This is a genomic window from Salipiger thiooxidans (genome assembly GCF_900102075.1).
GTDB classification, from domain to species: Bacteria; Pseudomonadota; Alphaproteobacteria; order Rhodobacterales; family Rhodobacteraceae; genus Salipiger; species Salipiger thiooxidans.
Genome location: NZ_FNAV01000008.1, coordinates 48,681 through 74,676, shown reverse-complemented (window position 1 = coordinate 74,676; position 25,996 = coordinate 48,681). Strand labels below are relative to the sequence as shown.

At 70.3% G+C, this 25,996-nt stretch carries 24 protein-coding genes and 1 riboswitch; of the genes, 14 read left to right on the top strand and 10 right to left on the bottom strand.

What is annotated here, in order from left to right:
- Window positions 1-3: 3 nt before the first annotated feature.
- From BLQ77_RS13240 to BLQ77_RS13215, 6 genes are all read left to right on the top strand, one after another.
- On the top strand, window positions 4-1,356 hold the full coding sequence (locus BLQ77_RS13240; RefSeq protein ID WP_089959881.1) for a cytochrome c: 1,353 nt from the start codon (window positions 4-6) through the stop codon (window positions 1,354-1,356).
- A gap of 204 nt (window positions 1,357-1,560) precedes the next feature.
- A riboswitch (cobalamin riboswitch) is annotated at window positions 1,561-1,764 on the top strand.
- A gap of 144 nt (window positions 1,765-1,908) precedes the next feature.
- Window positions 1,909-2,694: a DUF4198 domain-containing protein gene (locus BLQ77_RS13235; protein ID WP_089959878.1), complete on the top strand. Its 786-nt coding sequence runs from the start codon at window positions 1,909-1,911 to the stop codon at window positions 2,692-2,694.
- A 16-nt stretch (window positions 2,695-2,710) separates the two neighbouring features.
- Window positions 2,711-3,322 carry a cobalt transporter CbiM gene (gene cbiM / locus BLQ77_RS13230; protein WP_008887566.1) on the top strand — a complete coding sequence of 204 codons (612 nt, stop codon included), beginning with the start codon at window positions 2,711-2,713 and terminating at the stop codon, window positions 3,320-3,322.
- Window positions 3,319-3,891 (top strand): NikL family nickel/cobalt ECF transporter subunit, encoded by a 573-nt coding sequence (locus BLQ77_RS13225; protein ID WP_089959875.1) that lies wholly within the window; start codon window positions 3,319-3,321, stop codon window positions 3,889-3,891. The genes cbiM and BLQ77_RS13225 overlap by 4 nt, the downstream gene beginning before the upstream one ends.
- Window positions 3,892-3,894: 3 nt before the next feature.
- Complete coding sequence (gene cbiQ / locus BLQ77_RS13220) at window positions 3,895-4,683, top strand: cobalt ECF transporter T component CbiQ (RefSeq protein ID WP_089959872.1); 789 nt, start codon at window positions 3,895-3,897, stop codon at window positions 4,681-4,683.
- Window positions 4,674-5,324, top strand: a complete 651-nt coding sequence (locus BLQ77_RS13215) for an energy-coupling factor ABC transporter ATP-binding protein (protein WP_089959867.1) — start codon at window positions 4,674-4,676, stop codon at window positions 5,322-5,324. Before cbiQ ends, BLQ77_RS13215 begins: the two co-directional genes overlap by 10 nt.
- Here BLQ77_RS13215 and BLQ77_RS13210 read toward each other — a convergent pair.
- Window positions 5,321-6,013 (bottom strand): DnaA N-terminal domain-containing protein, encoded by a 693-nt coding sequence (locus BLQ77_RS13210; RefSeq protein ID WP_089959864.1) that lies wholly within the window; start codon window positions 6,011-6,013, stop codon window positions 5,321-5,323. The two genes, BLQ77_RS13215 and BLQ77_RS13210, sit on opposite strands and share 4 nt — an antisense overlap.
- A gap of 583 nt (window positions 6,014-6,596) precedes the next feature.
- On the opposite strand from BLQ77_RS13210, the gene BLQ77_RS13205 reads away from it, so the two are divergent.
- Complete coding sequence (locus tag BLQ77_RS13205; RefSeq protein ID WP_008887757.1) at window positions 6,597-7,901, top strand: AAA family ATPase; 1,305 nt, start codon at window positions 6,597-6,599, stop codon at window positions 7,899-7,901.
- Complete coding sequence (locus tag BLQ77_RS13200; RefSeq protein ID WP_089959862.1) at window positions 7,898-8,998, top strand: ParB/RepB/Spo0J family partition protein; 1,101 nt, start codon at window positions 7,898-7,900, stop codon at window positions 8,996-8,998. The genes BLQ77_RS13205 and BLQ77_RS13200 overlap by 4 nt, the downstream gene beginning before the upstream one ends.
- Before the next feature lie 1,190 nt (window positions 8,999-10,188).
- Here BLQ77_RS13200 and BLQ77_RS13190 read toward each other — a convergent pair.
- The gene (locus tag BLQ77_RS13190) at window positions 10,189-10,950 is read right to left on the bottom strand and encodes an IclR family transcriptional regulator (protein WP_089959854.1); all 762 of its coding nucleotides are present in this window, start codon (window positions 10,948-10,950) and stop codon (window positions 10,189-10,191) included.
- A 211-nt stretch (window positions 10,951-11,161) separates the two neighbouring features.
- On the opposite strand from BLQ77_RS13190, the gene BLQ77_RS13185 reads away from it, so the two are divergent.
- From BLQ77_RS13185 to BLQ77_RS13160, 6 genes are all read left to right on the top strand, one after another.
- Entirely contained in the window at window positions 11,162-12,103 is a 942-nt protein-coding gene (locus BLQ77_RS13185; protein ID WP_008887651.1) for an ABC transporter permease, read from the top strand.
- The gene (locus BLQ77_RS13180) at window positions 12,100-12,978 is read left to right on the top strand and encodes an ABC transporter permease (RefSeq protein WP_089959852.1); all 879 of its coding nucleotides are present in this window, start codon (window positions 12,100-12,102) and stop codon (window positions 12,976-12,978) included. The genes BLQ77_RS13185 and BLQ77_RS13180 overlap by 4 nt, the downstream gene beginning before the upstream one ends.
- Entirely contained in the window at window positions 12,978-14,759 is a 1,782-nt protein-coding gene (locus BLQ77_RS13175; protein ID WP_089959850.1) for an ABC transporter ATP-binding protein, read from the top strand. Before BLQ77_RS13180 ends, BLQ77_RS13175 begins: the two co-directional genes overlap by 1 nt.
- A gap of 98 nt (window positions 14,760-14,857) precedes the next feature.
- Window positions 14,858-16,420, top strand: coding sequence for an ABC transporter substrate-binding protein (locus tag BLQ77_RS13170; RefSeq protein ID WP_089959849.1), 1,563 nt, complete (start codon window positions 14,858-14,860; stop codon window positions 16,418-16,420).
- Between the two features lie 100 nt (window positions 16,421-16,520).
- On the top strand, window positions 16,521-17,783 hold the full coding sequence (locus BLQ77_RS13165) for an NAD(P)/FAD-dependent oxidoreductase (RefSeq protein WP_089959847.1): 1,263 nt from the start codon (window positions 16,521-16,523) through the stop codon (window positions 17,781-17,783).
- 29 nt (window positions 17,784-17,812) lie between these two features.
- On the top strand, window positions 17,813-18,964 hold the full coding sequence (locus tag BLQ77_RS13160) for a mandelate racemase/muconate lactonizing enzyme family protein (protein ID WP_089959845.1): 1,152 nt from the start codon (window positions 17,813-17,815) through the stop codon (window positions 18,962-18,964).
- Between the two features lie 232 nt (window positions 18,965-19,196).
- Here BLQ77_RS13160 and BLQ77_RS13155 read toward each other — a convergent pair whose 3' ends face one another.
- From BLQ77_RS13155 to BLQ77_RS13125, 8 genes are all read right to left on the bottom strand, one after another.
- Complete coding sequence (locus BLQ77_RS13155) at window positions 19,197-20,354, bottom strand: NAD(P)/FAD-dependent oxidoreductase (protein WP_165617095.1); 1,158 nt, start codon at window positions 20,352-20,354, stop codon at window positions 19,197-19,199.
- 2 nt (window positions 20,355-20,356) lie between these two features.
- Complete coding sequence (locus tag BLQ77_RS28750; protein ID WP_165617094.1) at window positions 20,357-20,626, bottom strand: hypothetical protein; 270 nt, start codon at window positions 20,624-20,626, stop codon at window positions 20,357-20,359.
- 82 nt (window positions 20,627-20,708) lie between these two features.
- A complete protein-coding gene (locus BLQ77_RS13150; protein ID WP_089959842.1) occupies window positions 20,709-21,407 on the bottom strand; it encodes an HAD-IA family hydrolase in 699 nt (232 codons plus the stop codon).
- Window positions 21,404-22,147, bottom strand: coding sequence for a glycerophosphodiester phosphodiesterase family protein (locus tag BLQ77_RS13145; protein ID WP_089959839.1), 744 nt, complete (start codon window positions 22,145-22,147; stop codon window positions 21,404-21,406). The genes BLQ77_RS13150 and BLQ77_RS13145 overlap by 4 nt, the downstream gene beginning before the upstream one ends.
- A 14-nt stretch (window positions 22,148-22,161) precedes the next feature.
- Entirely contained in the window at window positions 22,162-23,025 is an 864-nt protein-coding gene (locus BLQ77_RS13140) for an ABC transporter permease (RefSeq protein ID WP_008887750.1), read from the bottom strand.
- A 12-nt stretch (window positions 23,026-23,037) separates the two neighbouring features.
- Window positions 23,038-23,964: an ABC transporter permease gene (locus tag BLQ77_RS13135; RefSeq protein WP_089959835.1), complete on the bottom strand. Its 927-nt coding sequence runs from the start codon at window positions 23,962-23,964 to the stop codon at window positions 23,038-23,040.
- Window positions 23,965-23,974: 10 nt separating this feature from the next.
- Window positions 23,975-24,958, bottom strand: a complete 984-nt coding sequence (locus BLQ77_RS13130) for an ABC transporter ATP-binding protein (RefSeq protein ID WP_089959832.1) — start codon at window positions 24,956-24,958, stop codon at window positions 23,975-23,977.
- A complete protein-coding gene (locus BLQ77_RS13125; RefSeq protein WP_089959829.1) occupies window positions 24,955-25,944 on the bottom strand; it encodes an ABC transporter ATP-binding protein in 990 nt (329 codons plus the stop codon). Before BLQ77_RS13125 ends, BLQ77_RS13130 begins: the two co-directional genes overlap by 4 nt.
- Between the last annotated feature and the right edge of the window lie 52 nt (window positions 25,945-25,996).

The following is a 25,996-nucleotide window of genomic DNA, read 5'->3' as shown; positions in this document are numbered from 1 at the left end:
CCCATGAAAACCTTTCTCCGCATCGTCGCGGGCCTCGTCGTGCTGGGGGGCATCGCGCTCCTGGCCTTCATCTTCGTGCCGGTTCAGCGCACGCAGCCGGTGGCCGAACTGCCCGCCGACTGGCAGCCGGAACCGGGCCAGGGCGAATATGTCCTGAACGCCTCGGACTGCGTAGCCTGCCACACCTCCGACGAGGGCGGCACCCTCGCCGGCGGAAAGGCCATCGCCTCTCCCATGGGCACCATCTGGTCGACCAACATCACCCCCGACCCCGAGACCGGGATCGGCAACTGGTCCTTTGACGACTTCCGCGGCGCCATGATCGACGGCGTCGAGCCCGACGGGACCCACCTCTACCCGGCCATGCCCTACGAGAACTACCGTCTGATGACGGAAGAGGACATGCGCGCCCTCTACGACTACCTGATGACCGAGGTTCAGCCGGTGAAGAACGAGGTCGAAGAGACCGCGCTCTCCTTCCCGTTCAACCTGCGCTTCGGCATCCGGGCGTGGAACTGGCTCGCGCTCACCCACGGCCCGGGCTTCACCCCGGCCGAGGTGTCCGACGTGCAGGACCGCGGCCAGTACCTGGTCGAGGGCCCGGGCCACTGCGCGGCCTGCCACAGCCCGCGCTCGCCCTTCATGTCGCAGGACGGCGTGACCGTGGACGACGCGAACTTCCTCGCAGGCGGCGTCATCAACGGCTGGAACGCTCCGGCGCTCCGCGGCGAGGACAGCGACCTGAACAGGTGGACGGTCTCCGAGACCGCCGCCTACCTCGCCACCGGCCGCAACGCCCACTCCACCGCCAACGGCGAGATGGGCCTCGTGGTCGAGCACTCGCTGCAGAAGCTGACCGACGAGGACAACATCGCCATGGCCGCCTTCCTCAAGGGGCTTGACGGCGACGCGGTCGAGGTTCCCGAGACGCTGGCCCCCAGGGCCGGTTCGATCGAGGTCCCCGAGGCCGACAAGGCGGGCGAGGCGGACACCGCCATGCTCATCGACTCCGATCCCGACATGCCGCTCGGTGCGCGTCTCTACACCGACAACTGCATCGGCTGCCACTTCGCCACCGGCAAGGGCGCGCCCGAGATCTTCCCCGAGCTTCAGGGCAACAGGCTGGTCAACGGCTCCGAGACCAAGCCGCTGATCTCGGTGATCCTGAACGGCGCCGAGGTCGCCTCGACCGCGAAACGTCCGATGACCCTGCGCATGCAGGGCTACGCCGACCGCCTGTCGGATGAAGAGGTCGCCGAACTCGCGACCTGGCTCCGCGGCGCATGGGGCAACGACGCCCCGGCCATCAGCGCCGCCGACGTCGCAGCGGTCCGCGCCAGCGCAGCCTCGCACTAAGCCCGAACGGCCCCTGTCACGCCCGTCGTGACCGGGGCCCACCAGACCCGAAAAGGCCCCCGGACAGCGCTCCGGGGGCCTTTTTCATGTGGCGGCGCAACGACTCCCGCCAGTTTCCGCAGCGCAGCTCCCCCGATGACCGGGCCCCTGCCCCTCCTCCGGCCCGGCAGCAATCCGCGATTGACGCGGGGGCGGACTCTCTGCCATGACTGCGCCATGTCCGGTCCCGAAGCAATCGCCTCGGGCGAAAGAGGGAATGCCGTGCGGCGCCTCGTGCGCCAATGCGGCAACTGCCCCCGCAACTGTAAGCGGTGAGCAGGGCCGATCATGCCACTGGAGAAATCCGGGAAGGCCGGCCCCGAGCTGAGACCCGCGAGTCAGGAGACCTGCCGGACGACGCCTCCCGGAAGGGGCGTTTCCACCGGGCGTCGGGGTGAGCGCCGGAGCTGGTATCCGGCTTGCCGCACCGCGGCCTCCCGGTATGGGCTCGACCGTCCCGCCGTCCAAACTGACCTGCGCCGGGTGTGGCGCATCGGACAAGGACGAAGACCTGTGAAGACCATCCTTCTCGCGGCCGCGACCGCGCTGGCGATTCCCGCCACCGCCTCGGCCCACTTCCTGCTGGAATACACCGAAGACACCATGATCGAGGCGCCCGGCGAGGTGCCGGTCAAGCTGATCTTCTGGCATCCGTTCGAAAACGGCCATGTCATGGATCTCGAGATGCCGCAGGAGTTCTTCGTGCTCCACAACGGCGAGCGCACCGACCTGCTGGGCACGCTCGAGCCGGTCACCTTCACGGGCGGCGAGAACGAGGGCGCGGCCCTCGTCGGCGCGGTGCCGGTGCGGCGCTCGGGCGACTACGTGCTGGTGACGGTGCCGCAGCCCTACTTTGAGGCCTCCGAGGATCTCTATATCCAGCAGATCACCAAGGCCTTCCTGAACCGCAACCAGCTGCCCACCGACTGGGCCGAACCGGTGGGGCTGCCGACCGAGATCGTGCCGCTCAACAAGCCCTACAACGTCATCGCAGGCTCGACCTTCAGCGGGCAGGTGCTGCGCGACGGCGCCCCCGCCGCGGGCGTCGAGATCGAGATCGAGTACATGGCCGCCGAACCCGACATGACGAGCGGCGCCGCGACCCAGCCCGTGGTCACCCCGCCGCCCGGCGGCTCGGTGGTCGCGGTGACCGGCCCCGACGGCACCTTCACCTTCGGCGTGCCCCGGGCCGGGCACTGGGGCTTCGCCGCGCTCGGCTCGGGCCCGGTGACCGAGCACGAGGGCAAGGAGCTCAGCCAGGACGCGGTGATCTGGATCCGCGCCTGGGACCTGGAATAGACAGGAGCACGGGCCCATGCACATCGTTGACGGCGCGCTTTCCAACCCGGTGGTGATCGGCGGCGCCGTCGCCGCCGCCGGGGGCATCGCCCTCGGGCTGAAAACCCTCGACCTCGACCGCATCCCCACCGCCGGGGTGCTGTCGGCCAGCTTCTTCGTCGCATCGCTGATCCACGTGCCCATCGGGCCGTCGTCGGTGCACCTCATCCTCAACGGTCTGGCCGGGCTTCTGCTCGGCTGGGCCGCCTTCCCGGCGCTCTTCGTCGGGCTGCTGCTGCAGGCGGTGTTCTTCGGCTTCGGCGGGCTCACGGTGCTGGGGGTCAACACGCTCAACATCGCGCTGCCCGCGGTGCTGGCGTGGCTGCTCTTCGGCCGGCTGATCGGCCGCGGCACGCCGGTGCAGGGCGCGGTCTGGGGCGGCCTCGGCGGCGCCTTCGCCATCGCCGGCACCACCGCCATGGTGGCCGCAGCCCTGGCGCTCTCGGGCGAGGGCTTCCTGCCCGCCGCGAAGCTGGTGTTCTTCGCCCACATCCCCGTCATGGCGATCGAGGCGGTGCTCACCGGCTTCGCGGTGCTGCTGGCGCGCAAGGTGAAGCCCGAGCTCTTCGTCCGGGGGATCGCCGCATGAGACGCCTCCTCCTGATCGCGGCGCTGGCCTGCGCCCCCCTGCCCGCCGCCGCCCACAAGGTCATCGCCGGGGTCTTCCCCTCGGGCGAGGCCATCGAGGGCGAGCTCGGGTTCTCGAACGGGGACATGGCCGCAGACACCGAAGTCGTCGTCACCGGCCCCGACGGCACCGAGCTGGGCCGCACCCGCACCGACGCCGACGGGTTCTTCACCTATGTCCCCACGGCGCCGGTGGCCCACAGCTTCCACGCCAACCTCGGCGCCGGCCACGTGGCCGAGGTCACCATGCCCGCCGAGGACGTGGCGCGGATCCTCGGCGCCGCCCCGGCCGCCGCGCCTGCGCCCGCAGCGCCGGGCGAGGCCCCCTCCCCCGCCGGCGGCGCCCTCGGTGCGGCCGAGAAACAGGCCATCGCCGAGGCGGTGCGCGACGAGGTCCGGCCCCTGCGCCGCGAGATCGCCGCCTACCGCGAACACAACGACCTGCAAAGCATCCTCGGCGGCATCGGCTACATCGTCGGCCTCTTCGGGCTCGGCTTCTACCTCGCGGCGCGCCGCAAGCTCGCGGGCTGAGCCGTGGCCCACGCGCTGAGGCCCAGCGAAAAGACCCTGGCCGAGGCCGGCGCCGCGCCCGAGTACGGGACCGTGGGCCAGCTCGACCCCCGGCTGCGCATCGTCATGGCCGGGGTCTTCGGCATCGTCACCGTGGCGCTCACCACCCTGCCCGCCATGGCCGCGGCGCTGGCCATGGCGGTGGGGCTCATGGCGCTGTCGAAGCTGCCGCCGGGGCCCACGCTCAGGCGCATGGCGATGATGGACGGGTTCATCCTCTTCATGCTGGTGATGCTGCCCTTCACCGTGCCCGGCGACGCGATCTTCAGCCTCTGGGGCCTCACCGCCAGCTGGCAGGGGCTCCGGCAGGCCACAGAGATCGCGCTCACCGCCAACGCCGTCATCCTCGCGCTGATGGTGCTGGTGGGCACCCTCGAGCCGGTGACGCTGGGCCACGCCCTGCACCGGCTGCACTGCCCGGAACGGCTGGTGCACCTGCTGATGTTCACCATCCGCTACATCGAGGTGCTCCGGCACGAGTACCTGCGCCTGCGCGCCGCGATGAAGGTCCGGGGCTTCCGCCCGGGCACCAACTGGCACACCTACCGCAGCTTCGGCTACCTCGTCGGCATGATGCTGGTGCGGGCCATCGAACGCTCCGAACGCATCCTCTCGGCGATGCGCTGCCGCGGCTTCTCGGGGCGCTTTCCGCTGCTCGGCGACTTTGCCCTCACCGCCCGCGACCGGCGCGTCGCGGTGGTCTTCTGCGGCCTCTGTACCGCGCTCCTCGGCGTCGATCTCGCATGGCCCTGATCGCGCTCTCCGACATCCGCTTCGCCTACCCCGGCCACGCCCCGGTGCTCGACGGCGTCTCGCTGCGGCTCATGCCCGGCCAGCGGCTGTCGCTGACCGGTCCCAACGGCGCCGGCAAGTCGACCCTGCTGCGCATCGCGCTGGGGCTGCAACGCCCCGACGCGGGCACCGTCACCGCCTTTGGCACGCCCCGCCGCCAGGAGGCCGACTTTCACGAGGTCCGCCGCCGCATCGGGCTGGTGTTCCAGGACCCCGACGATCAGCTCTTCTGCCCCACCGTGGCCGAGGACGTTGCCTTCGGTCCGCTCAACCTCGGGCGCAGCCGTGACGAGGCGCTGGCCATCGTCGACCGGGTGCTGGGCGATCTCGACCTCGCCCACCTGCGCGACCGCATCACCCACAAGCTCTCGGGCGGCGAGAAGCGGCTGGTAACGCTGGCCACCGTGCTCGCCATGGAACCCGAGGCGCTGCTGCTCGACGAGCCGACCAATGCGCTCGACCCGAAGAACGAAGGGCGCCTGCTCGAGATCCTGCGCGCCCTGCCGCAGGCGATCCTGCTTGTGAGCCACTCCGCCGCCTTCCGCGCGGCCCTGGCCCCCGACGCGCTCGACCTGCGCGACGGCAGACTGGTGCCGTCCTAGCCCGCGGCGCTGCCCACCACGATCTCGTCGACGCTGCCGTCCACCGAGCGGCAGGCCGAGAGCAGCCGCGACACGAGATGGGTGGCGACGTAGCTCGCGTGGAAGCGCGAGGGCGCCTGCAGCGTCAGCCGCCCCCCTGCCCTGCTGCGGCGCTCGAGCGCCGCGATCCACGACCCGTAAAGCGCCGGGTCCTCGGCGTGCAGCAGCGCGCGTGCCAGCGACCACTCGGTGCCGTCCGAGACCTCGGGGGCCGCGACCCTGCCCTTGACCGGCAGCGGCACCACCTTCGGCGCCTCCTCGGGGGTGGCGCTGAGCCGGTGCTCGAGATCGGGCCCCACGTCGCCCCAGCGGGGGCGGCTGTCCTCAAGGATGCGTTCGATCGCCAGCGAGTACTCGGTGACGCGGCCCCGAGCGCCCTGCCTCCGCACCGTGAGCCACCCCATCGCCCGAAGCTTCGCCATCTCGCGCTTGACCGTCCGTTCGTCCACCAGCCACAGCCGGGCGATCTCGCGCTGGCCCACCGCCAGCTCGTCGCGCCCCCAGTTGTAGCGGGCGGTCACCAGGGTCATCAGTCGCAGAACGAGCCGCTGCCGGCCCTTGTCCTGCGCCAGGGCAAAGGCTCCCATGACCGTGAGAAGGTCGTATTTCATGGCCGGGGCGTTGCGCGCGGCCGGATTTCTGGCAAGCATATGCTGCCCTCGTGTCTCGCCCCTGCGGGCCTGCCTCGATCCCGGGCTCTTGGTGGCCCGTGAAGATCCCTTGCGCCGTCAACTCAGCGTTCTTTGGTGATCTCGATCTATTTGCGTCCGGAAAACCGATTCTGTCAAGGCGTCAGGGATTTACGTCCTGATCCCAATCCTTTTTCGAATGAAAAAATGGGTATCTAGGTATTGGGGGACATATTGGCTGTCCCCTTATTCGGTGAAAATGTCCCCCAATATCTGGGTGGAGCGCCCGGAGTGTCCCTCAGTATTCGGCCAGAGTCTCCAGAGCCTTGCCGAATCACGAGGGGGTGTCGTTGCCCTGCCCCCGCGGGGTTTCCGTTGGTTTCACCGGGAATTGGCGATTTCGCCACATCCGATGCTTTCATCATAATAGGCTTTGGCATTTCTGGCAAATCAACGTAAATGGTGGAGCAGAGAAAATTAGCGTCCCGATGTTCCAAAGATGGCCGGTGTCCCCGCGGGGACAAACGCCACGACAGGCATCGCAAGCCAGCGTCCCCGCGGGGACAGGCACCGGGACGGCACGACGGGCAGAGCAGGAGGCACCATGTTCACTCACGAAGACCTTGCGCGGATGCAGGCGCAGTCCCTGAAGATGCAGGGCTGGATCCGGCAGCAGACCTTTTCGCCGGAGCTCGAGAAGCGGCTCAGGCGGTTCTCGAGCTGGGAGGTGGCCGAGCTCATCCTCCGGGTCAACCAGTCTACGCTTCGGGGCCGCATGGCCGCCGACCCCTCGCTGCCGCAGGGGCTGGTCGAGGAAGACGGCCGCCAGCGCTGGTATGCGCTCGAGGAGATCAACGAGATCCGCCGCAAGCTCAAGGTCAACCGCAAGAGCCTGATGCCGCGGCGGCCGGCGGGCAAGCGGGCGATCCGCGTCGCGATCTCGAACTTCAAGGGCGGCGCCGGCAAGTCGACCGTGGCGCTGCACTTCGCCCATGCCGCGGCGCTCGATGGCTACCGGGTGCTCTGCGTCGACTTCGACCCGCAGGCGACGCTCAGCCACTCGATGGGGCTCTCGGACATCACCGAGGAATATACGGTCTGGGGCATCATGGCTCGCGACCTGATCCGCGAGACCGACCGGATGAACGCGGCCATGCGCGGCGCCGAGAGCGGCTCCGCCCTGCCCCAGCGCCGCCTGCCCGAGGCGATCACCGACATGGGCCTGCGCGACCTGCGCGTCGCCGACTTCATCAAACCGACGTCCTGGCCCACCATCGACATCATCCCCTCCTGCGCCAACGCGGCCTTCGTCGAGTTCGCCAGCGCCCAGTACCGCCACCTGAACCCCGAGTGGTCGTTCTTCGCCGCCGTGTCGCGCTACCTCGACGCCCTGCCCCGCGACGCCTACGACATGGTGATCTTCGACTGCCCGCCCGCCATCGGCTACCAGAGCATGAACGCGGTCTTCGCCGCCGACATGCTCTACGTCCCCTCCGGCCCGGGCTACTGGGAATACGATTCCACCACCTCGTTCATCGGCCAGCTCTCCGAGGCGCTCGCCGATCTCTCGGGGTTCGAGGGGGTTGTCCCCGCGGGGACACTGCAACTGCCCAAGGTGTTCCAGGACGTGCGCTTCCTGCTCACCCGCTACGAGCCCGGCAACGAATTGCACCGCGCGATGCGTTCGGCCTTTGAAAAGGTCTGGGAAGACAGAGTGACCCAGCACCCGATCGAGATGACCCGGGCCGTCGAACAATCCGGGCGGTTCCTGAGCTCGATCTACGAGATCGACTATCGCGAGATGACCCGCGAGACCTGGCGCCGCGCCCGCGCCAGCTTCGACCGGGCCTACGAGGAATTCCGCGATCACGCGCTGACCGCGTGGGACAAGCTGGAGGATGAGGCATGAGCAAGAGACGTGGTTTCGACATCGACTTTCCCAGCACGCAGGACGGGGTCTACACCGGCGGCGGACGCCGGACCTCGGCGCCCGCGCCCGCGTCCAAACCCGAGGCGCGGCGCGGTCCCATGGCCGCGGCGATCTCGGAAAACGCCGACGCGCTGCGCGAGCGCGCCGAGGCCGAGCGCGCGATCCGGGAAGAGAACGACCGGCTCGCACATGAGCACGTCCGGCTGAAGCGCGCCGGGCTGATCACCGACCTGATTGCCATCGACGCGATCCGGACCGAGAAGCTGACCCGCGACCGCGGCACCGGCGCCGACCCGGATATTGCTGAACTGAAGGCCTCGATCCGCGCCATCGGGCTGTCCAACCCGATCCAGGTCGAGCCCGTCGGTGACGGCTACGAACTGGTCCAGGGCTTCCGTCGTCTGCGCGCCTACCGCGAGCTTTTCGCGGAAACCGGCGACGAGGCCTTCGCCCGGATCCCGGCGGGCCTGGTCGCGACCGGCGAGGCGCTCGAGGGGCTGTACCGGCGGATGGTCGACGAGAACCTCGTGCGCCGCGACATCTCGTTTGCCGAAATGGCGGTGCTCGCCATGCGCTACGCCGAGGACCCGGGCACGGCGTCTGCGGATGTGGCCTCGGCGGTGGACGTGCTTTTCGCCTCCGCCGGCCGGCAGAAGCGCAGCTACATCCGCCATTTTGCCGGTCTGGTGGAAACGCTGGGCGACGTGCTGCAACACCCCGAGGCGATCTCGCGCAACTTGGGGCTCGACGTCGCCAAGCGCATGAGCGCGGAGCGCGGCTTCGAGGCGCGGCTGCGCAAGGCGCTTTCCGAACAGGGCGAGCGCTCGGCGGATTACGAGGTGGCGGTTCTGCAGGACGCGCTGAAGACCACGCAATCGGCGCCGGCGCCGCGCAGCCCCAGCGGCAAGAACGCGGCTGCCAAGACCACGCTGCGCTGCACTGTCCCCGCGGGGACAGTCCGTTGCGCCGCGCGCGACGGCAAGGTCGAGCTGCAGATGGAGCGCGATTTCTCGAGCATCGACCGGCACCGGCTCGAGGCCGCGGTGGCGGCCTTCATGGCAGCGCTCGACGACTGAGCGCCTTCTTCCGACACGATGCCAGGGCGGCGCCGCGGACACCCCGCGCGCCGCCTTTTCGTGTCTTTGGGGGTTGGGTGTATTCGGCGATTGCGTGGCGGCGTTGCGCCATGGCGCGCGGGTTCCGGGCCCGTCTCGGGATGTGGATTTTCGGGAGTACGCGAGAGAGCCACGAAGTGTCCCCGCGGGGACAGGCGATGAGGACTGGACGGCGCGGCGTCAGGTGAGGCGAGAGCTGGAGCGAGCGGTGATGCTTCATGAGGGCCCCGGATCAAGGGGCGAGGATCATTGATCGGGGATGCCGGATCACGGGCGGTGCGGTGAGGCGAACGGGCAGGGTGGCGGAGCAGAGCCGACCTGCGGTCGTGGGCTGAGAGGACGGCAACGGTCCCTGAGCCGTCGGGATGGCCGGGCAAGGACGGCTGAGACCCACGGGGACGGGACGGGCGATGGCGGGTCGTGGACGGGGGCAGGGCGGCCTCCGGCACATTGACGGGAGACCCTGCGGGGCAATGCGCGAGGCAGGCCGATGGCCGTGTCCCCATGGGGACAGGGGGAGAGGATCGCCGCAGGTGTCCCCGCGGGGACAGCGAAAGGTACCGCGCGAGCTGCCCTCGCCGGTGGCGAAGACCGGCATCTGGTCAGAGCTCCTTGCCGGGCCGGCTCGGTGGCGGGATCGTCCCCGTGGGGACAGGGGACAGGGGACAGGGGACAGGGGACAGGGGACAGGGGACAGGGGACAGGGGACAGGGGACAGGCTGTCGGGCAGGGGCCGGGACGCCGAACCGGGTTCGGTGGGGTGGCCGAGCGGCGGAAAATCCGTGCAGCGGGGAACTTCCCCGTGACCTTCCTGCGCCTGGACTATATAGAACGAGGACGCGGACCGGGCCTTGCGCCGGGGCACACGGCAAGGTCCTCAAAGCCCAGAGGCCCAGAGGCCCAGAGGCCCAGAGGCCCAGAGGCCCAGAGGCCCAGAGGCCCAGAGGCCCAGAGGCCCAGAGGCCCAGAGGCCCAGAGGCCCAGAGGCCCAGAGGGTCGGAAAGGGCAGGGCACAGGCATTTGCCGAAGTGACGGAACAAAAAGATGATTTTCGTTCCGTCAGGTCCCCGAGGCCCACGCACCGCCATCCCGACATCGAAACCGGCGCACGCCCCCCGGAGGGACCGAAACACCCTGGAATGCACCCCGGATCAGCCGGCGCCGACCGCGAGGAAGCCGCGCAGTTCGTCGATGGTGCGGACCATCCATTCCTCGGACATGAGCTCGATCGGCGCAGTGAAGGAGACCGCGACGTCGGCCTCGTAGGCGCCCTGGGCGGGGATCGGCAGGCCGAGCCCGCCTTCGCCCGGAAGGTAGTAGCCCATGTTCACCGCGAAGCCCCGGAGCCGGGCGTCGGCGACCTGCGCCGCCACGACCTCGCGGTCGACCTTCTGGCAGGCGGGGAAGACCGGGAAGCGGTGCGCGTTGGCGTCGAGCACCCGGCTCACCGCCTCGTCGTCCTGCAGCGACAGCAGCGCCACGCTGCCGGCCTGCACGCCCATCGGGATGCGGGCGCCGACGCCCATGGTGAAATGCCGGCGGCTCGAGCGGCTGATCATCTCGCCGCAGACCGCGTCGAGCCCGGCCTGCAGGATCAGGTAGACGGTGAGGCCGCTGTGCCGGGCGAACTCGGTCATGCCGGGGCGCAGCTTGCGGGCCTGCGGCTCGAGCCGGTCCTGGCGCTTGGTGAGCGCCGGGATCGAGGGCCCGAGCCGGTAGTGGCCGTAGCGCCCGGCGGTCTCGGCAAAGCCCTTGGCCCGCAACGCGCTGAGGCTGCGGTGGGCCACCGACTTGGCACAGCCCAGCCGCTCGGAGATCTGCGCAAGGCTGAAACCTTCGGCGGTGGCATCGCCGAGGATCAGCAGAATCTCGAGCGCGCGTTCGGCGTTGGAAGACGACCGCGCGTCTTTCATGACCAGATGCCCTCCATGAGTTCCGATAACCGGAATTTATCGGCCCATCCAATTATCTTTATAAGAATTTGTTGACGTGGGTGAGTCAATTGCGTTCGATCACCCCTGACGCGGCGTCGCCGCCCGAAGCCCCGGCACAGGGGCAGGGGGGCCTGAGGACGCATGCGGTCCGGCCCGGACAACCGGGACGGAGACGACGACAGGGAACGACATGCTGACTTTCATCCTGAAGCGACTGGGGTTCGCGCTCATCACGCTCATCTGCGTGCTGACGCTGGTCTTCCTGGTCGTGCGGATCCTGCCCGGCGACCCGGCGCTGGTGATCCTCGGGGATCAGGCCAGCCCCGACAGCGTGGCCGCCTTGCGCGACCGGCTGGGGCTCAACGATCCGATCCTCGTGCAATACGCGAGCTTTCTCGGCCGCGCCCTGCAGGGCGACCTCGGCAATTCGATGGTGACCGGGCGGCCGGTCACGTCGGAGATCCTCAACGTGCTGCCATACACGCTGGAGTTGACCTTCGCGGCGCTGGTACTCGGCACCGTGCTGGGGGTGCCGGCGGGGGTCTGGGCGGCGGTGCGGCGCAACCGCATCCCCGACTACCTGATGCGGCTGGTGTCGCTCATCGGGCTGTCGCTGCCCGCCTTCGTGGCGGCGATCATCCTGATGATGGTTTTCGCCATCCACTTCGGCTGGTTCCCGGTGATCTCGGCGGGCAATGCCGAGACCCTGACCGAGCGGCTGCGGCAGATGGCGCTGCCGACGCTGGCGCTGGCGCTCATCATGATGGCCTACATCACCCGGGTCACCCGCTCGGCCATGCTCGAGGTGCTGAGCCAGGACTTCGTGCGCACCGCGAGGGCCAAGGGCGTGTCGCCGTCGCGGGTGGTCTGGACCCATGCGCTTGGCAATTGCCTGATCCCGATCACCACGGTGGTGGGGCTCTACCTCGGCATCCTGATCGGCAACTCGGTGCTGACCGAGATCGTGTTCTCGCGCCCCGGGCTCGGCAAGCTGATCCTGACCGCGCTCACCCAGCGGGACTACACGCTGCTGCAGGGCATGATCGTCGTCTACACGCTGATGGTCGTGGTGGTGAACCTTGCCACCGACCTGACCTATGGCCTTCTCGACCCGAGGATCCAGTACAAATGACCGATATGGCACACCCGCCCGCCGCGCCCGCGAAGCGCCGTGCGCGCCTGGGGCTGCTGCGGCGGCTCAACCTCTCGACCTGGATCGGCCTCGTGATCGTGGTGGCGCTGGTGCTGGCGGCGATCTTCGCGCCGTGGCTGACCGAGTATTCGCCCTCGAAGCAGAACATCCTGCACCAGCTCTCGCCCCCGGGAGACGGCCACCTGCTGGGCACCGACCAGTACGGGCGGGACATCTGGGCGCGGCTGCTCTACGGCGCGCGCTACTCGCTGACCATCGGCATCTTCGCCATCGTGGTGGCGATGATCGTGGGCACCTTCCTCGGCATGATCGCGGGCTTCCTCGGCGGGCGCACCGATATCGTGCTGATGCAGGTGATGGACGTGATCCTTGCCTTCCCGGCGCTGATCCTCGGGCTGGCGCTGGTGGCGCTGATCGGGGCGACGATGGGCAACATCATCATCGCCATCGCGTTCACCGCGACGCCGGCTTTCGCCCGCATCGCCCGCGCCGGGGTCATGACGCAGCGCGACCGGGAATACGCGCAGGCCTGCCGGGCGCTCGGCTTCTCGGGGCCGCGCATCCTGTTCCGCCACATCATGCCGGCGATCCTGCCCGAGGTCATGGTGATGTCCTCGCTGTGGATGGCGACCGCGGTACGGACCGAGGCGTCGCTGGCCTTCATCGGCCTCGGGCTGGCGCCGCCGACCCCCACCTGGGGCGGCATGGTGCGCGAGGGCTACGACAACATCCTCAGCTCGTTCCACCTCGCGCTCGCGCCCAGCATCGCGATCCTGCTGCTGGTGCTGGCCTTCAACCTGATCGGCGACGGCCTGCGCGACGTGGTCGACCCGCGGCTGAAGGATGCCTCGTGATGACTGATGCGGCGATTTCCGTCCGGGACCTGCGGGTCTCGTTCAGCGGCAAGGAGGTCGTGCACGGCCTGAGCTTCGACATCCCGCGCGGCGGCACGCTGGCGCTGGTGGGCGAGAGCGGCTCGGGCAAGAGCGTGACCTCGCTTGCGATCATGGGGCTGCTGCCGCAGGGCATCGGGCGCGCGACGGGCGAGATCTTGTTTGGAGGGCGCAACCTGCTGGGGCTCTCCGAGCGCGACATGTGCCGGATCCGCGGCGGCGAGATCAGCATGATCTTCCAGGAGCCGATGACCTCGCTCAACCCGGTGCAGCGGGTCGGGGACCAGCTCGCCGAGGTGATCCGGCTGCACCGCGGGCTGAGCGGCGCCGAGCTCGAGGAGGCGGTGCTGGAGATGATGCGCAAGGTGCGGATCCCGGCGCCCGAAAAGCGCCTGCGGCAGTACCCGCACACCTTCTCGGGCGGGATGCGGCAGCGCATCATGATCGCCATGGCGCTGGCCTGCAGCCCGTCGCTGATCATCGCCGACGAGCCGACCACGGCGCTTGATGTGACGGTGCAGGCGCAGACGCTGCAGCTGCTCAAGGACCTGCAGCAGGAGACCGGCGCGGCGGTGCTCTTCATCACCCACGACATGGGAGTGGTGGCCGAGGTCGCCGACGAGGTGTTGGTGATGCGCCACGGCAAGGTGATTGAGCACGGGGCCGTGCACGACGTCTTCAGCAACCCGCGCGATCCCTACACCGCCGACCTGATCCGCGCTGCGCCGACGCTGGCCGGCGCCCGGCCCGAGGCGCGTCCCGCGCCCGAGCCGCTGCCCGGCGGCGCGCTGCCCGCGGCGGCCGAGGCCTGTGGGGCAGGGGCCACGGTGCTCGAGGTGCGCGACCTGAAGGTGCGCTTCCCGGTGCACGGCGGGCTTCTCGGCCGGGTGCAGGGCAATGTCCACGCGGTCGAGAAAGTGTCGCTCAGCATCGCGCGGGGCGAGACGCTGGGGCTCGTGGGCGAGTCCGGGTCGGGCAAGTCGACCATCGGCAAGGCGATCATCGACCTCGCGCCCCGGCAGGGCGGCGAAATCCGGGTCGCGGGCCAGCGGATCGACTATCGCGACAAGGCCAGCCTCGCGGCGATGCGGCGCAAGGTGCAGATGATCTTCCAGGACCCCTACGGTTCGCTCGACGCGCGCCAGTCGGTGGGGTCGGCGATCCTCGAGCCGATGCTGGTGCATGGCCTCGCGAAGGGCGCCGAGGCGCAGGAGCGCATGGCGTGGCTGATGGAGAAGGTGGGGCTCGACCCCGCCCGTGCCGGCAGCCTGCCGCACGAGTTCTCGGGCGGGCAGCGCCAGCGCATCTGCATCGCCCGGGCGCTGGCCATGGAGCCCGAGCTCATCATCGCCGACGAGGCGGTGTCGGCGCTGGACGTGTCGATCAAGGGGCAGATCATCGACCTGATGATCGGGCTGCAGGAAGAGCTGGGCGTGTCCTACCTGTTCGTCAGCCACGACATGTCGGCGGTCGAGCGGATCTGCGACCGTGTGGCGGTGATGTATTTCGGCGAGATCGTCGAGATCGGTCCCACCCCCGAGGTCATCCGCCAGCCCGGCCACCCCTACACCCGGCGGCTGCTGTCGGCGATCCCGATCACCCACCCGGACCAGCGCGGCTCGCGCAGGCCGATCCTGACCGAGGACAAGCCCTCGAGCCCGATCAAGCCGGTGGGCTTCCAGTCGCCGCCCGCGCAATGGGGTCGGCTGGGGAGCGACCACTTCGTGCGCTGCGAGGCCTGACGGACCCTGGAGCGCAAAGGCAGAGACACAAGAGCATAACAACCAGCCAGTTCCCGGGACAGCCGGGGCGCGCGACCCTTCAACAGAGAGGATTGACCATGATCACGAAACTGATGCGCACCGGCCTTGCCGCCGGGCTTCTGGCGGCGACCGCGCTCACCGCGGTGCCGGCGCTGGCACAGCAGACCACCCTGACGCTGGGCGCCGACGCCGCCGACATCGGTAGCCTCGACCCGCATTTCGCCAGCTCGACCTCGGACCGGACGCTGGCCGCGTGGGTCTTTGGCGGGCTCGTGCGCTTCCAGCCGGGCAGCACCGACCCCGCAGGCATCGAGCCGGACCTTGCCGAGAGCTGGGAGTCGACCGACGACAAGCTCGAGTGGACCTTCCACCTGCGGCAGGGTGTGCAGTGGCAGGGCGGCTATGGCGAGGTGACCGCCGATGACGTCGTGTTCAGCATCGAGAAGGCGATGAACCCCGACACCTCGGCCTTTTCGGGCGACTACGCCGCCGTGGACTCTGTCGAGGCGGTCGATCCCTACACCGTCAAGGTCACGCTCAAGAACCAGATCCCGAGCGTGCTCGGCATCCTCGCCAACTACGCCGGCGGCTTCATCGTCTCGAAGGCGGCCTATGAGGAGCGCGGCGAGAGCTTTGCCCGCAACCCGATCGGCTTCGGCCCGTTCGAGCTGGACAGCGTCGAGCCCGGCGTCAGCGCCACCTTCAAGGGCCATGCCGACTACTTCCGCGGTGCGCCGCAGCTCGAGTCCGTGGTCTACCGCTTCCTGACCTCGTCCTCGGCCCGCGACCTTGCCTTCGTCTCGGGCGAGATCGACGCCTCGAAGGGCCTTGCCGACAAGCAGTGGCTGGCGCGCTCCAGCGCCATCGAGGGCGCGGCGGTCGACATCTTCGACCCGGCCGAGCTGTCGCTGCTCAACATCAACGTGACGCAGGCGCCCTTCGACGACATCAAGGTGCGGCAGGCGGTGGCCCATGCGGTCAACCCCGACATCTTCGTGCAGTACCGCGGCCCCGAGTTCACCCGCCCGGGCAAGTCGGTGATCCCGTCCAACAACCTCGGGTTCAGCGAGGACGTGGGGATGTACGAGTACGACCCCGAGGCCAGCAAGGCGTTGCTGGAAGAGGCGGGCTACGGCGACGGGCTGACCGTGAAGATGCTGGCGAGCCAGCTCAACAGCCTCGAGAGCAACGCGCTGTTGCTGCAGTCGCTGTTCGAAGAGGCCGGCATCACGCTCGAGCTCGAGCCGGTGGAGCACGCGACCTGGCACCAGATGATCCGCCAGGACCTGAGCCCGCTGGTGCAGTACGGCGCCGCGCGCTTCCCGGTGGCGGACGTCTACCTGACGCAGTTCTTCCACTCCGACAGCGCCATCGGTGCGCCCGGGCAGGTGACCAACTTCAGCCATTGCTCGGTCGCCGACGATCAGATCGAGGCGGCGCGGGTCGAGACCGATCCGGTCAAGCAGCTGGCCCTCTGGAAGGAAGCGCAGGAGCTGATCGTCAAGGAGGTCTGCGCCGTGCCGATGGCCGAGGTCGCGCAGGTCTGGGTTCGCAAGGCGGCGCTCGACTGGGGATACGAGCTCAAGGGTGCGATGTCGCTGGGCCCGGTGGTGACCGAGGCCACCCACTTCACCGAGTAAGGATCCGAGGATCCCGAGGGGCGCGCGCCCGGAGCGGCGCGTCCCTCGACCGGCGCCGTGGCCACGAGCCGGGCGCGACCTATCCGGAAAGTCCCGCAAGATGACCGAAACGACACCGTCCGCCGCGGCCCCGATGATCGTGATCGGGGCGGGGATCGTCGGCGTGATGACCGCGCTCGAGCTGCAACGGCGCGGGGCGCCGGTGCTGCTGGTCGACCGCGAGGGCCCGGCGGCGGGCTGCTCCTACGGCAACGGCGGGGCCATCGGCCCCAACACCTGCACCCCCTTCGCCATGCCCGGCATCCTGCGCAAGATCCCCAGGTGGTACCTCGACCCCGATGGCCCGGTGACGGTGAGCCCGTCCTGGGCGCTGCGCTCGGTGCCGTGGATCCTGCGCTGGATCCTCGGCAGCCGCGCGGCGGCGGCCACCGCCTCGGCGCGGGGCATGCGGTTCCTGCACGCGGGCTGTCTCGACGCCTACCGCGCCGCCCTCGGCCCCGAGCTGGCGGCGGGGCTCCTGCGCGAGGATGGCTACCTCTACCTCTATGAAGGCGACCAGCAGGGCAGGGGAGAGCTTGCCGCTGCCGCCATCCGCGAGGCGCTCGGGGTTCCGTCCGAGGAGCTGGACGCGGGGCGGATCCGCGAGATCGAGCCCGACCTCGCGGGCATCTTCCGGCGCGGGCTGAAGCTGCCCGGCAACGGCCACACGGTGAACCCGAAGCGGCTGGTGGACACGCTCTTCGGGATCTTCCAGCGCGGCGGCGGGCGCTTCCTGCGCAGCGAAGTGCTGGGCTTCGAGCTGCGCGACGGCCGCGTCGTTGCCCTGCGCACCGGCGACGGGCAGGTGGCGGCGGGGGGCGTGGCGCTCTGTGCGGGCATCGGCTCGGGGGGGCTTGCGGCCGAGCTCGGCGCACGGCTGCCGCTGGTGGCCGAGCGCGGCTACCACGTGGTCTTCGGTGAAAGCGACGTGCGGCTCAACCACAAGATCATGAACGGCACCCGGGGCTTTGGTGCCACCGGCATGGAGATGGGGCTGCAGGTCACCGGCACGGTCGAGCTCGACAGCCCCGGCACCGCCCCCAACTGGCGCCGCGCCGAGGCGCTGGCACGGGGCGCGCGGCAGATGTTCCGTGAGGGCGCGCTGGGGCCGGTGAGCAGCCGCTGGATGGGCAACCGCCCGTCGCTGCCCGACAGCCTGCCGGTCATCGACCGCGCCCCGCGCGCCGCCAACGCGGTGCTGGCCTTCGGCCACAGCCACTGGGGCCTGAGCGGCGCCCCGCGCACGGCCTCGCTCGCCGCCGACCTGCTGGCGGGGCGCGAGGCGCCGCCCGAGCTGCGGCCGTTCCGCGCCAGCCGCTTCTGAGCCTGACACGACAGACCGGAGAGAGACCCATGAAGATCACCGCCATCGACATCTACCGCGGCCAGTCCGGCAAGCTGCAGCCGATCCTCTTGCGGCTGCGCACCGACGCGGGCCTCGAGGGCTGGGGCGAGGCCGGGGTGGCCTATGGCCGTGGCGCCGCTGCCGCCGCCGGCATGATCCGCGATCTCGCGCCGCTGCTGCTGGGGCGCGAGGCGGGGGCCATCGAGGCCTTCCTCGCCGACTGCCACGATCACACCTTCTGGGGCAAGAACGGCGGCACCATCGTGCATGCCGCCGCCAGCGCGCTGGAGATGGCGATGTGGGACCTGCTCGGCAAGGAGCTGGGCGTGCCGGTGTCGCGGCTGATGGGCGGGCCGGTGCGCGACGAGATGCGCTGCTACGCCAACGGCTGGTACGAGGCCTCGCAGGAGCCCGACGACTTCGCCCGCGCCACCGAGCGCCCGCTGAAGGACGGCTACACCGCGCTGAAATTCTACCCGCTGGGTCAGATGGTGGGGCGCAACATGCGCCACGTCAGCCACCGGCAGATCACCCGCGAGGCGGCGGATCTCGCGGTGGCGCGGGTGCGGGCGGTGCGCAAGGCGGTGGGGCCGGACGTGGACCTGATGCTGGATCTGTCGGGCGGGGTCATCGCCCCCGAGGCGATCCGGCTCTGCGAGCGCTTCGCCGAGTTCGACATCTATTTCGTCGAGGAACCCGTGGACCCCGCCGACACCGCGGGGCTGGCCGAGGTCGCGCGCGCCGTGCCGATGCCGGTCGCCGGGGGCGAGCGTCACTACACGCGCGAGGGCTTCCGGCCGCTCTTCGAGGCGCGCGCGGTGAGCATCGTGCAGCCCGATCCGGGCAACACCGGCGGCCTGCTCGAGACCAAGAAGATCGCCGCCATGGCCGAGGCCTTCGGGATGCTCTGCGCACCGCATGTCTGCGCCACGCCGCTGAGCACCGAGGCGGCGCTGCAGGTGGGGGCGACCCTGCCCAATTTCGCGATCATGGAGCTTTACCCCTATTTCCGCCACCACGACGGCTGGAACGCCTTCGTGGCCGACCCCGCCGAGGCGCGGGTCAGGGATGGCCACCTGCGCCCGAGCGAGGCGCCGGGGCTGGGCGTCGAGATCGACGCGGCGGCGATCGCGCCGTGGTTCCTCGAAACGCTGGAGTGATCGCGCCAGGTTGACGGGGCAGGGGGGGCGTCCGAGGTCGCGGAGACCTTCCGGAACGCCAGCCCTCGGCGGGTGTCCTCGAACAGGCAGACATCGGTGAAGGTGCCGCCGGACTTCACGCCAGTTCGTCAGGCCATTGCGCATGGGTCCTTTGTCCGGGCCGGCCCGTGGCCGCCCGGTTTCGTGCGCGGCGAACGCGGGTCACCGTCCGGTCAAGAGGTCCCGTCCGGCGTCAGCCGTGCAGGGTCAGCGCCTCGGCCCGGCCGTTCCAGCCCTCGAAGCGGGCGAGACGGAAGGGCGCGAGGTCGTGGTCCACGGGGTCGCCCGTGGCGAGGGCCGCGAGGATGCGGCCGGTGACGGGGCCGAGGCAGAAGCCGTGGCCCGAGAAGCCCGCGCCCACCGCCAGGCCCTCGACCGCCTGCGGCGTGTCGAGCACCGGCAGGGCGTCGGGGGTGGTGTCGATGATCCCGGTCCATACGGACTGGATGCGGGCCGAGCTGAAGGCGGGGATCACCGTGCCGAAGCGGTCGATCACGTCGCGCACCGAGGCGAGCGTCGGGCGGATCTCGGGCTTGCCGGTGCTGTCGTCGTAATTGCCGTCCCACGGGCCCACGCCGGTGCTGGCGCGCCACTGGCCTCCGATCTCCTGCCGCCCGGCGCAGTCGGCGTTGGCGACGCCGATGACCGGCGCAAGGATGCGCTCGGGCAGCGGCTCGGAGCGCACCACGGTGACCACGCGCAGCAGGTAGGGCAGCGACAGGCCGAGGGGGGCGAGCAGCTTGTCGGCGAAGACGCCGGCGGCAAGGATGACCCGCTCGCAGGGAATGCTGCGGGTGGTGGTGGTCACGCCGGTGATCCTGCCGTGCTCGACGTCGAGGCCGGTCACCTCCTCGCCCCAGCTGGTCTGCGCTCCGGCGCGGACGGCAGCCTCGATGAAGGCCGCGACCGAGGCGTGCGGGTCGGCATGGCCGTCGCCCGGGCACCAGCTGGCGGCCAGCACCGAGGGCGAGACGGCGGGCGCGATCTCCTGCACGTCCTTGCCCTCGATGAAGCTGAGCTCGAGCCCGGCGGCGGTCTGGTCGGCGACCATGTCGCGGATCACCGCCACCTCGTCGGGCGTGCGGGCGAGCCGCAGGTTGCCCTCGCGGCGGTAGAAGAGGTCGGCGCCGAGATCCTCGTGCAGGGTCTGCCACTCGGTCACCGCGGCCTGCGCCAGCGGCAGCTCGGCCGGGTGGCGGCCCGAGCAGCGCACCCCGGCGAGCGTCCAGCCCGAGGCCATCGCGGCCGGGGCGTAGCGGTCGAGCAGCAGCACGTCGTGGCCGGCGCGGGCAAGGCGGCAGGCGGCGGCGGCACCGGAGATGCCGGCTCCTATGATGACGATCTCGGGCATGGTCAGAAGTCCTCGGGCAGGTTTGTGATCTCCCGCAACTCTGCCACCAGCCTGGCGGGAATGGAAATTCCCTTTGCCGCGCTCCGGTTGCGATTGCCGAAACGCTGCTCGGGGCGGATGCCCACGCCCTTGTGCGACAGCGCGGCGATGGCTCCGACCAGCACCCAAATGCGGTCGAGGCGGCGCTCGCCGGGATGGCGGGAGGGGTCGACGACGCGGATGTTGCCAACCCACGGTCCCATCGAGGCGGGGGCGGTGGTGAGGGCCAGCACCACCATGCCCTGCGCGACGCAGCGCGGGGAACCGGGCTGGCATCGCGCAGGGCCGCAGTTTCACGGCCCGCCCGCCCGGCCTTCAGGCCTCGAGCAGTGCCGCGAGGGCCGGGGCGCCTTGGACCACCGCAACGGCCCCGGCAGCAAGGAGCAGTTCGGCGCGGCCGTCGCGCGGGTCGCCGGGGGTGACGAAGCCGATGGCGGCGACCCCGGCGGCGCGGGCGGCCTCGATGCCGTGCGGGCTGTCGTCGATCATCACCGCCTCCTGCGCCGGCACGCCCATGCGGGCGAGGCAGTGCTCGACGAGATCCGGCGCGGGCTTCGGGCGGGCGACCATCTCGGCGGAGTAGACATGGCCGCCGAACATCGCGTGCAGCGGCAGCAGCCCAAGCGAGTTCTCGAGCCGCGCGATGCGGCTGTTCGAGGCGACGCAGGCGGGACGGTCGAGCCCGGCGACCAGCGCCTCGATCCCCGGCACCGCCTTCAGCTCGGCGCGGAAGGCGGCGAAGAGCCGGTCCTCCCAGCCCGCGAGTGCGGGTTCGGGATCGTGGAGCCCGTAGTCCTCGCGGCAGATCCGCAGCATCTCGCCACGCGAGCCGCCGGTGAAGCGCACATGCGCGTCGTGGGCGGTGATCTCGGCCCCGGCGGCGCGCAGCGCCTCGGCCATCAGGCGCGAGGCGATGAGCTCGCTGTCGATCAGCACGCCGTCGCAGTCGAAGATCACCAGCCCCCTGGGCAGCGGCGCGGCGGTCCCTGCTTCTGGAAGCGTCAGCACGTTCACGCGGGCACCCCCTTGCGCAGGGCCAGCGCCACGTCGGGCGCGTCGGTGGTGAGGTGGCCGACGCCGCGGTCGAGCCAGGCCCGCATCGTTTCGGCGTCGTTCACCGTCCAGGCGCAGAGCCGCTCGCGCGGCCAGAGCCGGCAGACCTCGTCCCAGTTGGCGGCGAGGAAATCGTGGCGCAGCGCCACGATCTCGGCCAGGTCGGACACGGCGGCGACGAAGCCTTCGAGCCCGCCCTGCCGGCCGACCCAGTCCGCATCGGCGGAAACCAGACGGCGCACCTGCGGCGCGTGCAGGCGGCAGTCGCTGAGGATGCCGGGGTCGAAGGAGGTGAGGACGGCGCGCTGCTCGAGCCCGTGGGCGCGCAGCCGGTCGGCCACGGCCTCGGCGATGCCGGGGTAGGGGCTGCGTTGCGCGTCGAGCTTGATCTCGACATGCAGGTCGATGCCATCCGCGGGCGCCAGCACCGCCAGCACTTCGTCGAGCGTCGGGATCGCGTCGGTGCTGTCCTTCAGCCGGGTCGCGGCCCGGGCCTCGGGCGACAGGGCGCGGACCTCGCCGGTGCCGTGGGTGGTGCGCTCGAGCGTGGCGTCGTGGATCACCACGAGTTCGCCCGCGTCGGTCAGGTGAACGTCGAATTCCACCGCGTCGACGCCCAGCGTCACCACCTCGGCAAAGCCGGTGAGCGAGTTCTCGGCCCAGAGGTTGCGGGCGCCGCGATGGCCGGTGATCTTGGTCATGGGATGGGGTCCTTTCAGCGGATCGTGGGGTCGAGCCTGTCGCGCAGCCAGTCGCCGACGAGGCTGATCGAGAGGGTGGTGAGCATGATGACCACCGCTGGTGCAAGCATGACCCAGGGGGCGGTGGTGAGATATTCGCGTCCGAAACCCACCATGTTGCCGAGGCTGCTTTCGGGCGGCTGCACGCCGAGGCCAAGGAACGAGAGGCCGGATTCCATCAGGATGATCTCGGGGAAGGTGAGGGTCATCGACACGATGAGGGTCGAGGCGACGTTGGGCAGGATGTGTCGCAGGTAGACCCGCGACGGCGTGGCGCCGAGCTGCACCACCGCCGCGGCGTAGCCCTGCGCGCCGGCCGAGATGGCGAGGCCGCGGGCGATGCGGGCGTAGCGTTCCCAGCCGTAGAAGCCCATGAGGCAGACCAGCAGCCACATGGACGAGCCGAAGAAGGCCAGCACCGCCAGCGACATGATCAGGAAGGGCAGGGCGGCCTGGAAATCGGCGAGCATCACCACCAGATGCTCGACCCAGCCACGGAACTGCGCGGCGAGAAAGCCCAGGGTGGTGCCGAAGAGCGCCGAGAGGATCGTCGCGCCGAAAGCGATCACCAGCGACACGCGGATCGACTGGATCAGCCGCGAGAGCACGTCGCGGCCAAGCTCGTCGGTGCCCAGCCAGTGTCCGGGGCTGCCGGGCGGTGCGAGGCGTGCCATCAGGTCCATCTGGGTGATGTCATAGGGCCGGATCAGGTCGGCAAAGAGCGCGCAGACCGCCATGAACCCGAGCCAGAGAAAGCCGAAGCCCACGGTGGCGGGGATCGCCGCAAGGCGCGACAGGACAGGACGGCGGGGGCGGGTCTCGTCGAGGGCGAGGGTCATCGGGGCCTCCGGTCAGTGGGCGGGCTGCGTGCGCAGGCGCGGGTCGAGCCAGCCGTAGAGCAGGTCGACGATCAGGTTGGACACCACCATGACGGCGGCGATCATCAGCAGGATGCACTGCACCACGGCAAGGTCGCGGTTGCTCACCGATACGATGAGCAGGCGCCCGATGCCGGGCCAGCTGAAGATGGTCTCGGTGACCACCGCGCCCGCCACCAGCGAGCCCACCATGAAGCCCACGATGGTGACGATGGGCACCGCGGCGTTGGGCAGCGCGTGGCGCGAGATCACGTGGCGCCAGCTCACGCCCTTGGCCGAGGCTGTGCGGATGTAGGGCTGGCCCATGACCTCGATCATCGCCGAGCGCGAGAAACGCGCGAGGATGCCGATGCCGCCGATCGAGATGGTGATGGTGGGCAGGATGCCGTGCCAGACGCTGCCGAAGCCGCCCGAGGGCAGCATCGAGAAGGTGACGGCGAAGATCAGCACCAGCACGAGGCCCAGCACGAAGGACGGGATGGTGAAGCCCGCGACGGCCAGCAGGATCACCCCGCGGTCGATCAGGCTGTCGCGGTGGAGCGCCGCGTAGATCCCCGCGGGGATGCCGATGCAGAGCTGCAGCAGCAGCGCCGGCACGGTCAGTTGCAGGGTGGCGGGCAGGCGCTCCATCACCAGCTCGAAGGCGGGCGAGCGGTCGCGCATCGAGATGCCGAAATCGCCCGAGACGATCTGGCCGAGATACGAGAGGTACTGTTGCGCCAGCGGCCGGTCGAGCCCCCACGCGGCGCGGAAATCGTCGATGACGTTCTGCGGCACGTCGGGTCCGAGCAGCACCTGCGCCGGGTCTCCGGACATGCGCAGCACAACGAAGGCGAAGGTCATCACCGCAAGCACGGTGACCACGGCGCGCAGCAGTCTGATGGACAGAAAGCGGATCATGGTCGCTCCTTCAGGCGGCGGAGGCGGGGGCGGCGCCCGCGACGAGGTGGCAGGCGCTGGCGCGGCCCGGGGCGGTCACCCGCAGGCCGGGGACGGCGCCGCGGCACATGGGCTCGGCCACGGGACAGCGCGAGTGGAAGGCGCAGCCCGAGGGGCGCGCGGCGGGGTTGGGCGGCTCGCCCTGCAGGATGATGCGGCTGTCGAGAGGGCGGCCCGGCACCGGCACCGAGGACACCAGCGCCTGCGTGTAGGGGTGCTGGGGGCGGGCGAAGAGCGCTTCGGCGGGGCCTTCCTCGACGATGCGGCCAAGGTACATGACCGCCACCCGGTCGCAGAGGTTGCGCACCACCTTGAGGTCGTGGCTGATGAAGACCATGGCGAGGCCGGTGGTCTCCTGCAGGTCGCGCAGCAGGTTCACCACCTGCGCCTGGATCGAGACGTCGAGCGCCGAGACCGGCTCGTCGCAGACCAGCAGCGCGGGATCGGTGGCGAGCGCGCGGGCGATCACCACCCGCTGGCGCTGGCCTCCCGAAAGCTCATGCGGGTAGCGTCCGGCCTGATCGGGGCGAAGACCCACGTTGCGCATCAGCGAGGCGACGCGGGAGGCGCGCTCCTCGGGGGTGCCGACGCGGTGGATGTCGAGCGGCTCGCGGATCTGGTCGGCGATGGTGAGCCGCCGGTCGAGCGCCGAGAGCGGATCCTGGAACACCATCTGCATCCTGGCCCGGAGCGCCCGCCACGCGGGGGTGCGGCGCTCGGGCATGGGGGCGCCGCCGAAGCGGACCTCGCCACCCTGCGCGGGATCGACGCCAAGCAGCATCCGCCCCAGCGTCGACTTGCCCGAGCCGCTCTCGCCGACGATGCCCAGCGTTTCACCCGGGGAGACGGCAAGGCTCACGCCATCGACGGCGCGCACCGGGGTGACCTTGCCGAAGAGACCCTCGCGGGTCTCGTAGATGCGCACGAGGTCGCGCGCTTCGAGGATCGGCGTCATTGGGAAACCCTTTCGCGTTGCGGGACGGCGGGGGCTGTCGGCACCGGGTAGGCGCAGGCCAGCAACCGGCCGTCGGTCTGCGGCAGAAGCTCGGGACGCTCGGTCCGGCAGAAGACCTGGGCGCGCGCGCAGCGCGGCGCAAAGGCGCAACCGGCGGGCAGGGCGCGGGGGTCGGGCACGGTGCCGTCGATGGGGATGAGCCGGGTTCGCGGCCCGTCCATGCGCGGGATCGCATCGAAGAGCCCACGGGTGTAGGGATGGCGCGGAGCCTCGAAGAGCTGCGCCACAGGGCCGGCCTCGACGATGCGGCCCGCGTACATCACGCAGACCCGCTCGCAGACCTGCGCCACGGCGCCGAGGTCGTGGCTGATGAAGACGGTGGCCATGCCGGTCTCGCGCCGGAGTGTCGCCAGCAGGTCGAGGATCTGGGCCTGGATCGTGGCGTCGAGCGCCGTGGTGGGCTCGTCGGCGATCAGCAGGTCGGGCTCGCCCGCCAGGGCCATGGCGATCATCAGGCGCTGGCACTGGCCGCCGGAAAACTCGTGGGGGTAGAGGTTGAAGCGGCGGCGCGGGTCGGGGATGCCGACCATGTCCATCAGCCGCAGCGCCTCGGCCTGCGCGGGCTTGCCCGAAAGCCCCCGGTGCAGGCGCAGCGCCTCGCAGATCTGGCGGCCGATCCGGATCACCGGGTTGAGCGCGCTCGACGGGTCCTGAAAGATCATCGCGATGCGCCCGCCGCGCACCTGTTCGAGCTCGGAGCGGGGCGCGTTCGAGAGCGTCCGGTGCTCGAGCACCACCGACCCGCTGACGCGGGCCTTCTCGGGCAACAGCCCCAGCGCCGCGAGCCACGTCACCGACTTGCCGCAGCCGCTTTCGCCCACGAGGCCGAGCGCCTCGCCCGGGGCGACGTCGAGGTCGATCCCGTGCAGCACCGGCACGCCGTCGAAGGCGACGCGCAGGTCGCGGATCTCGACGAGCTTGGTCATGACATCTCCTGTTGTTGGGCTGGTCGCGGTCTGTCCGGCGCCACCGGGCGGG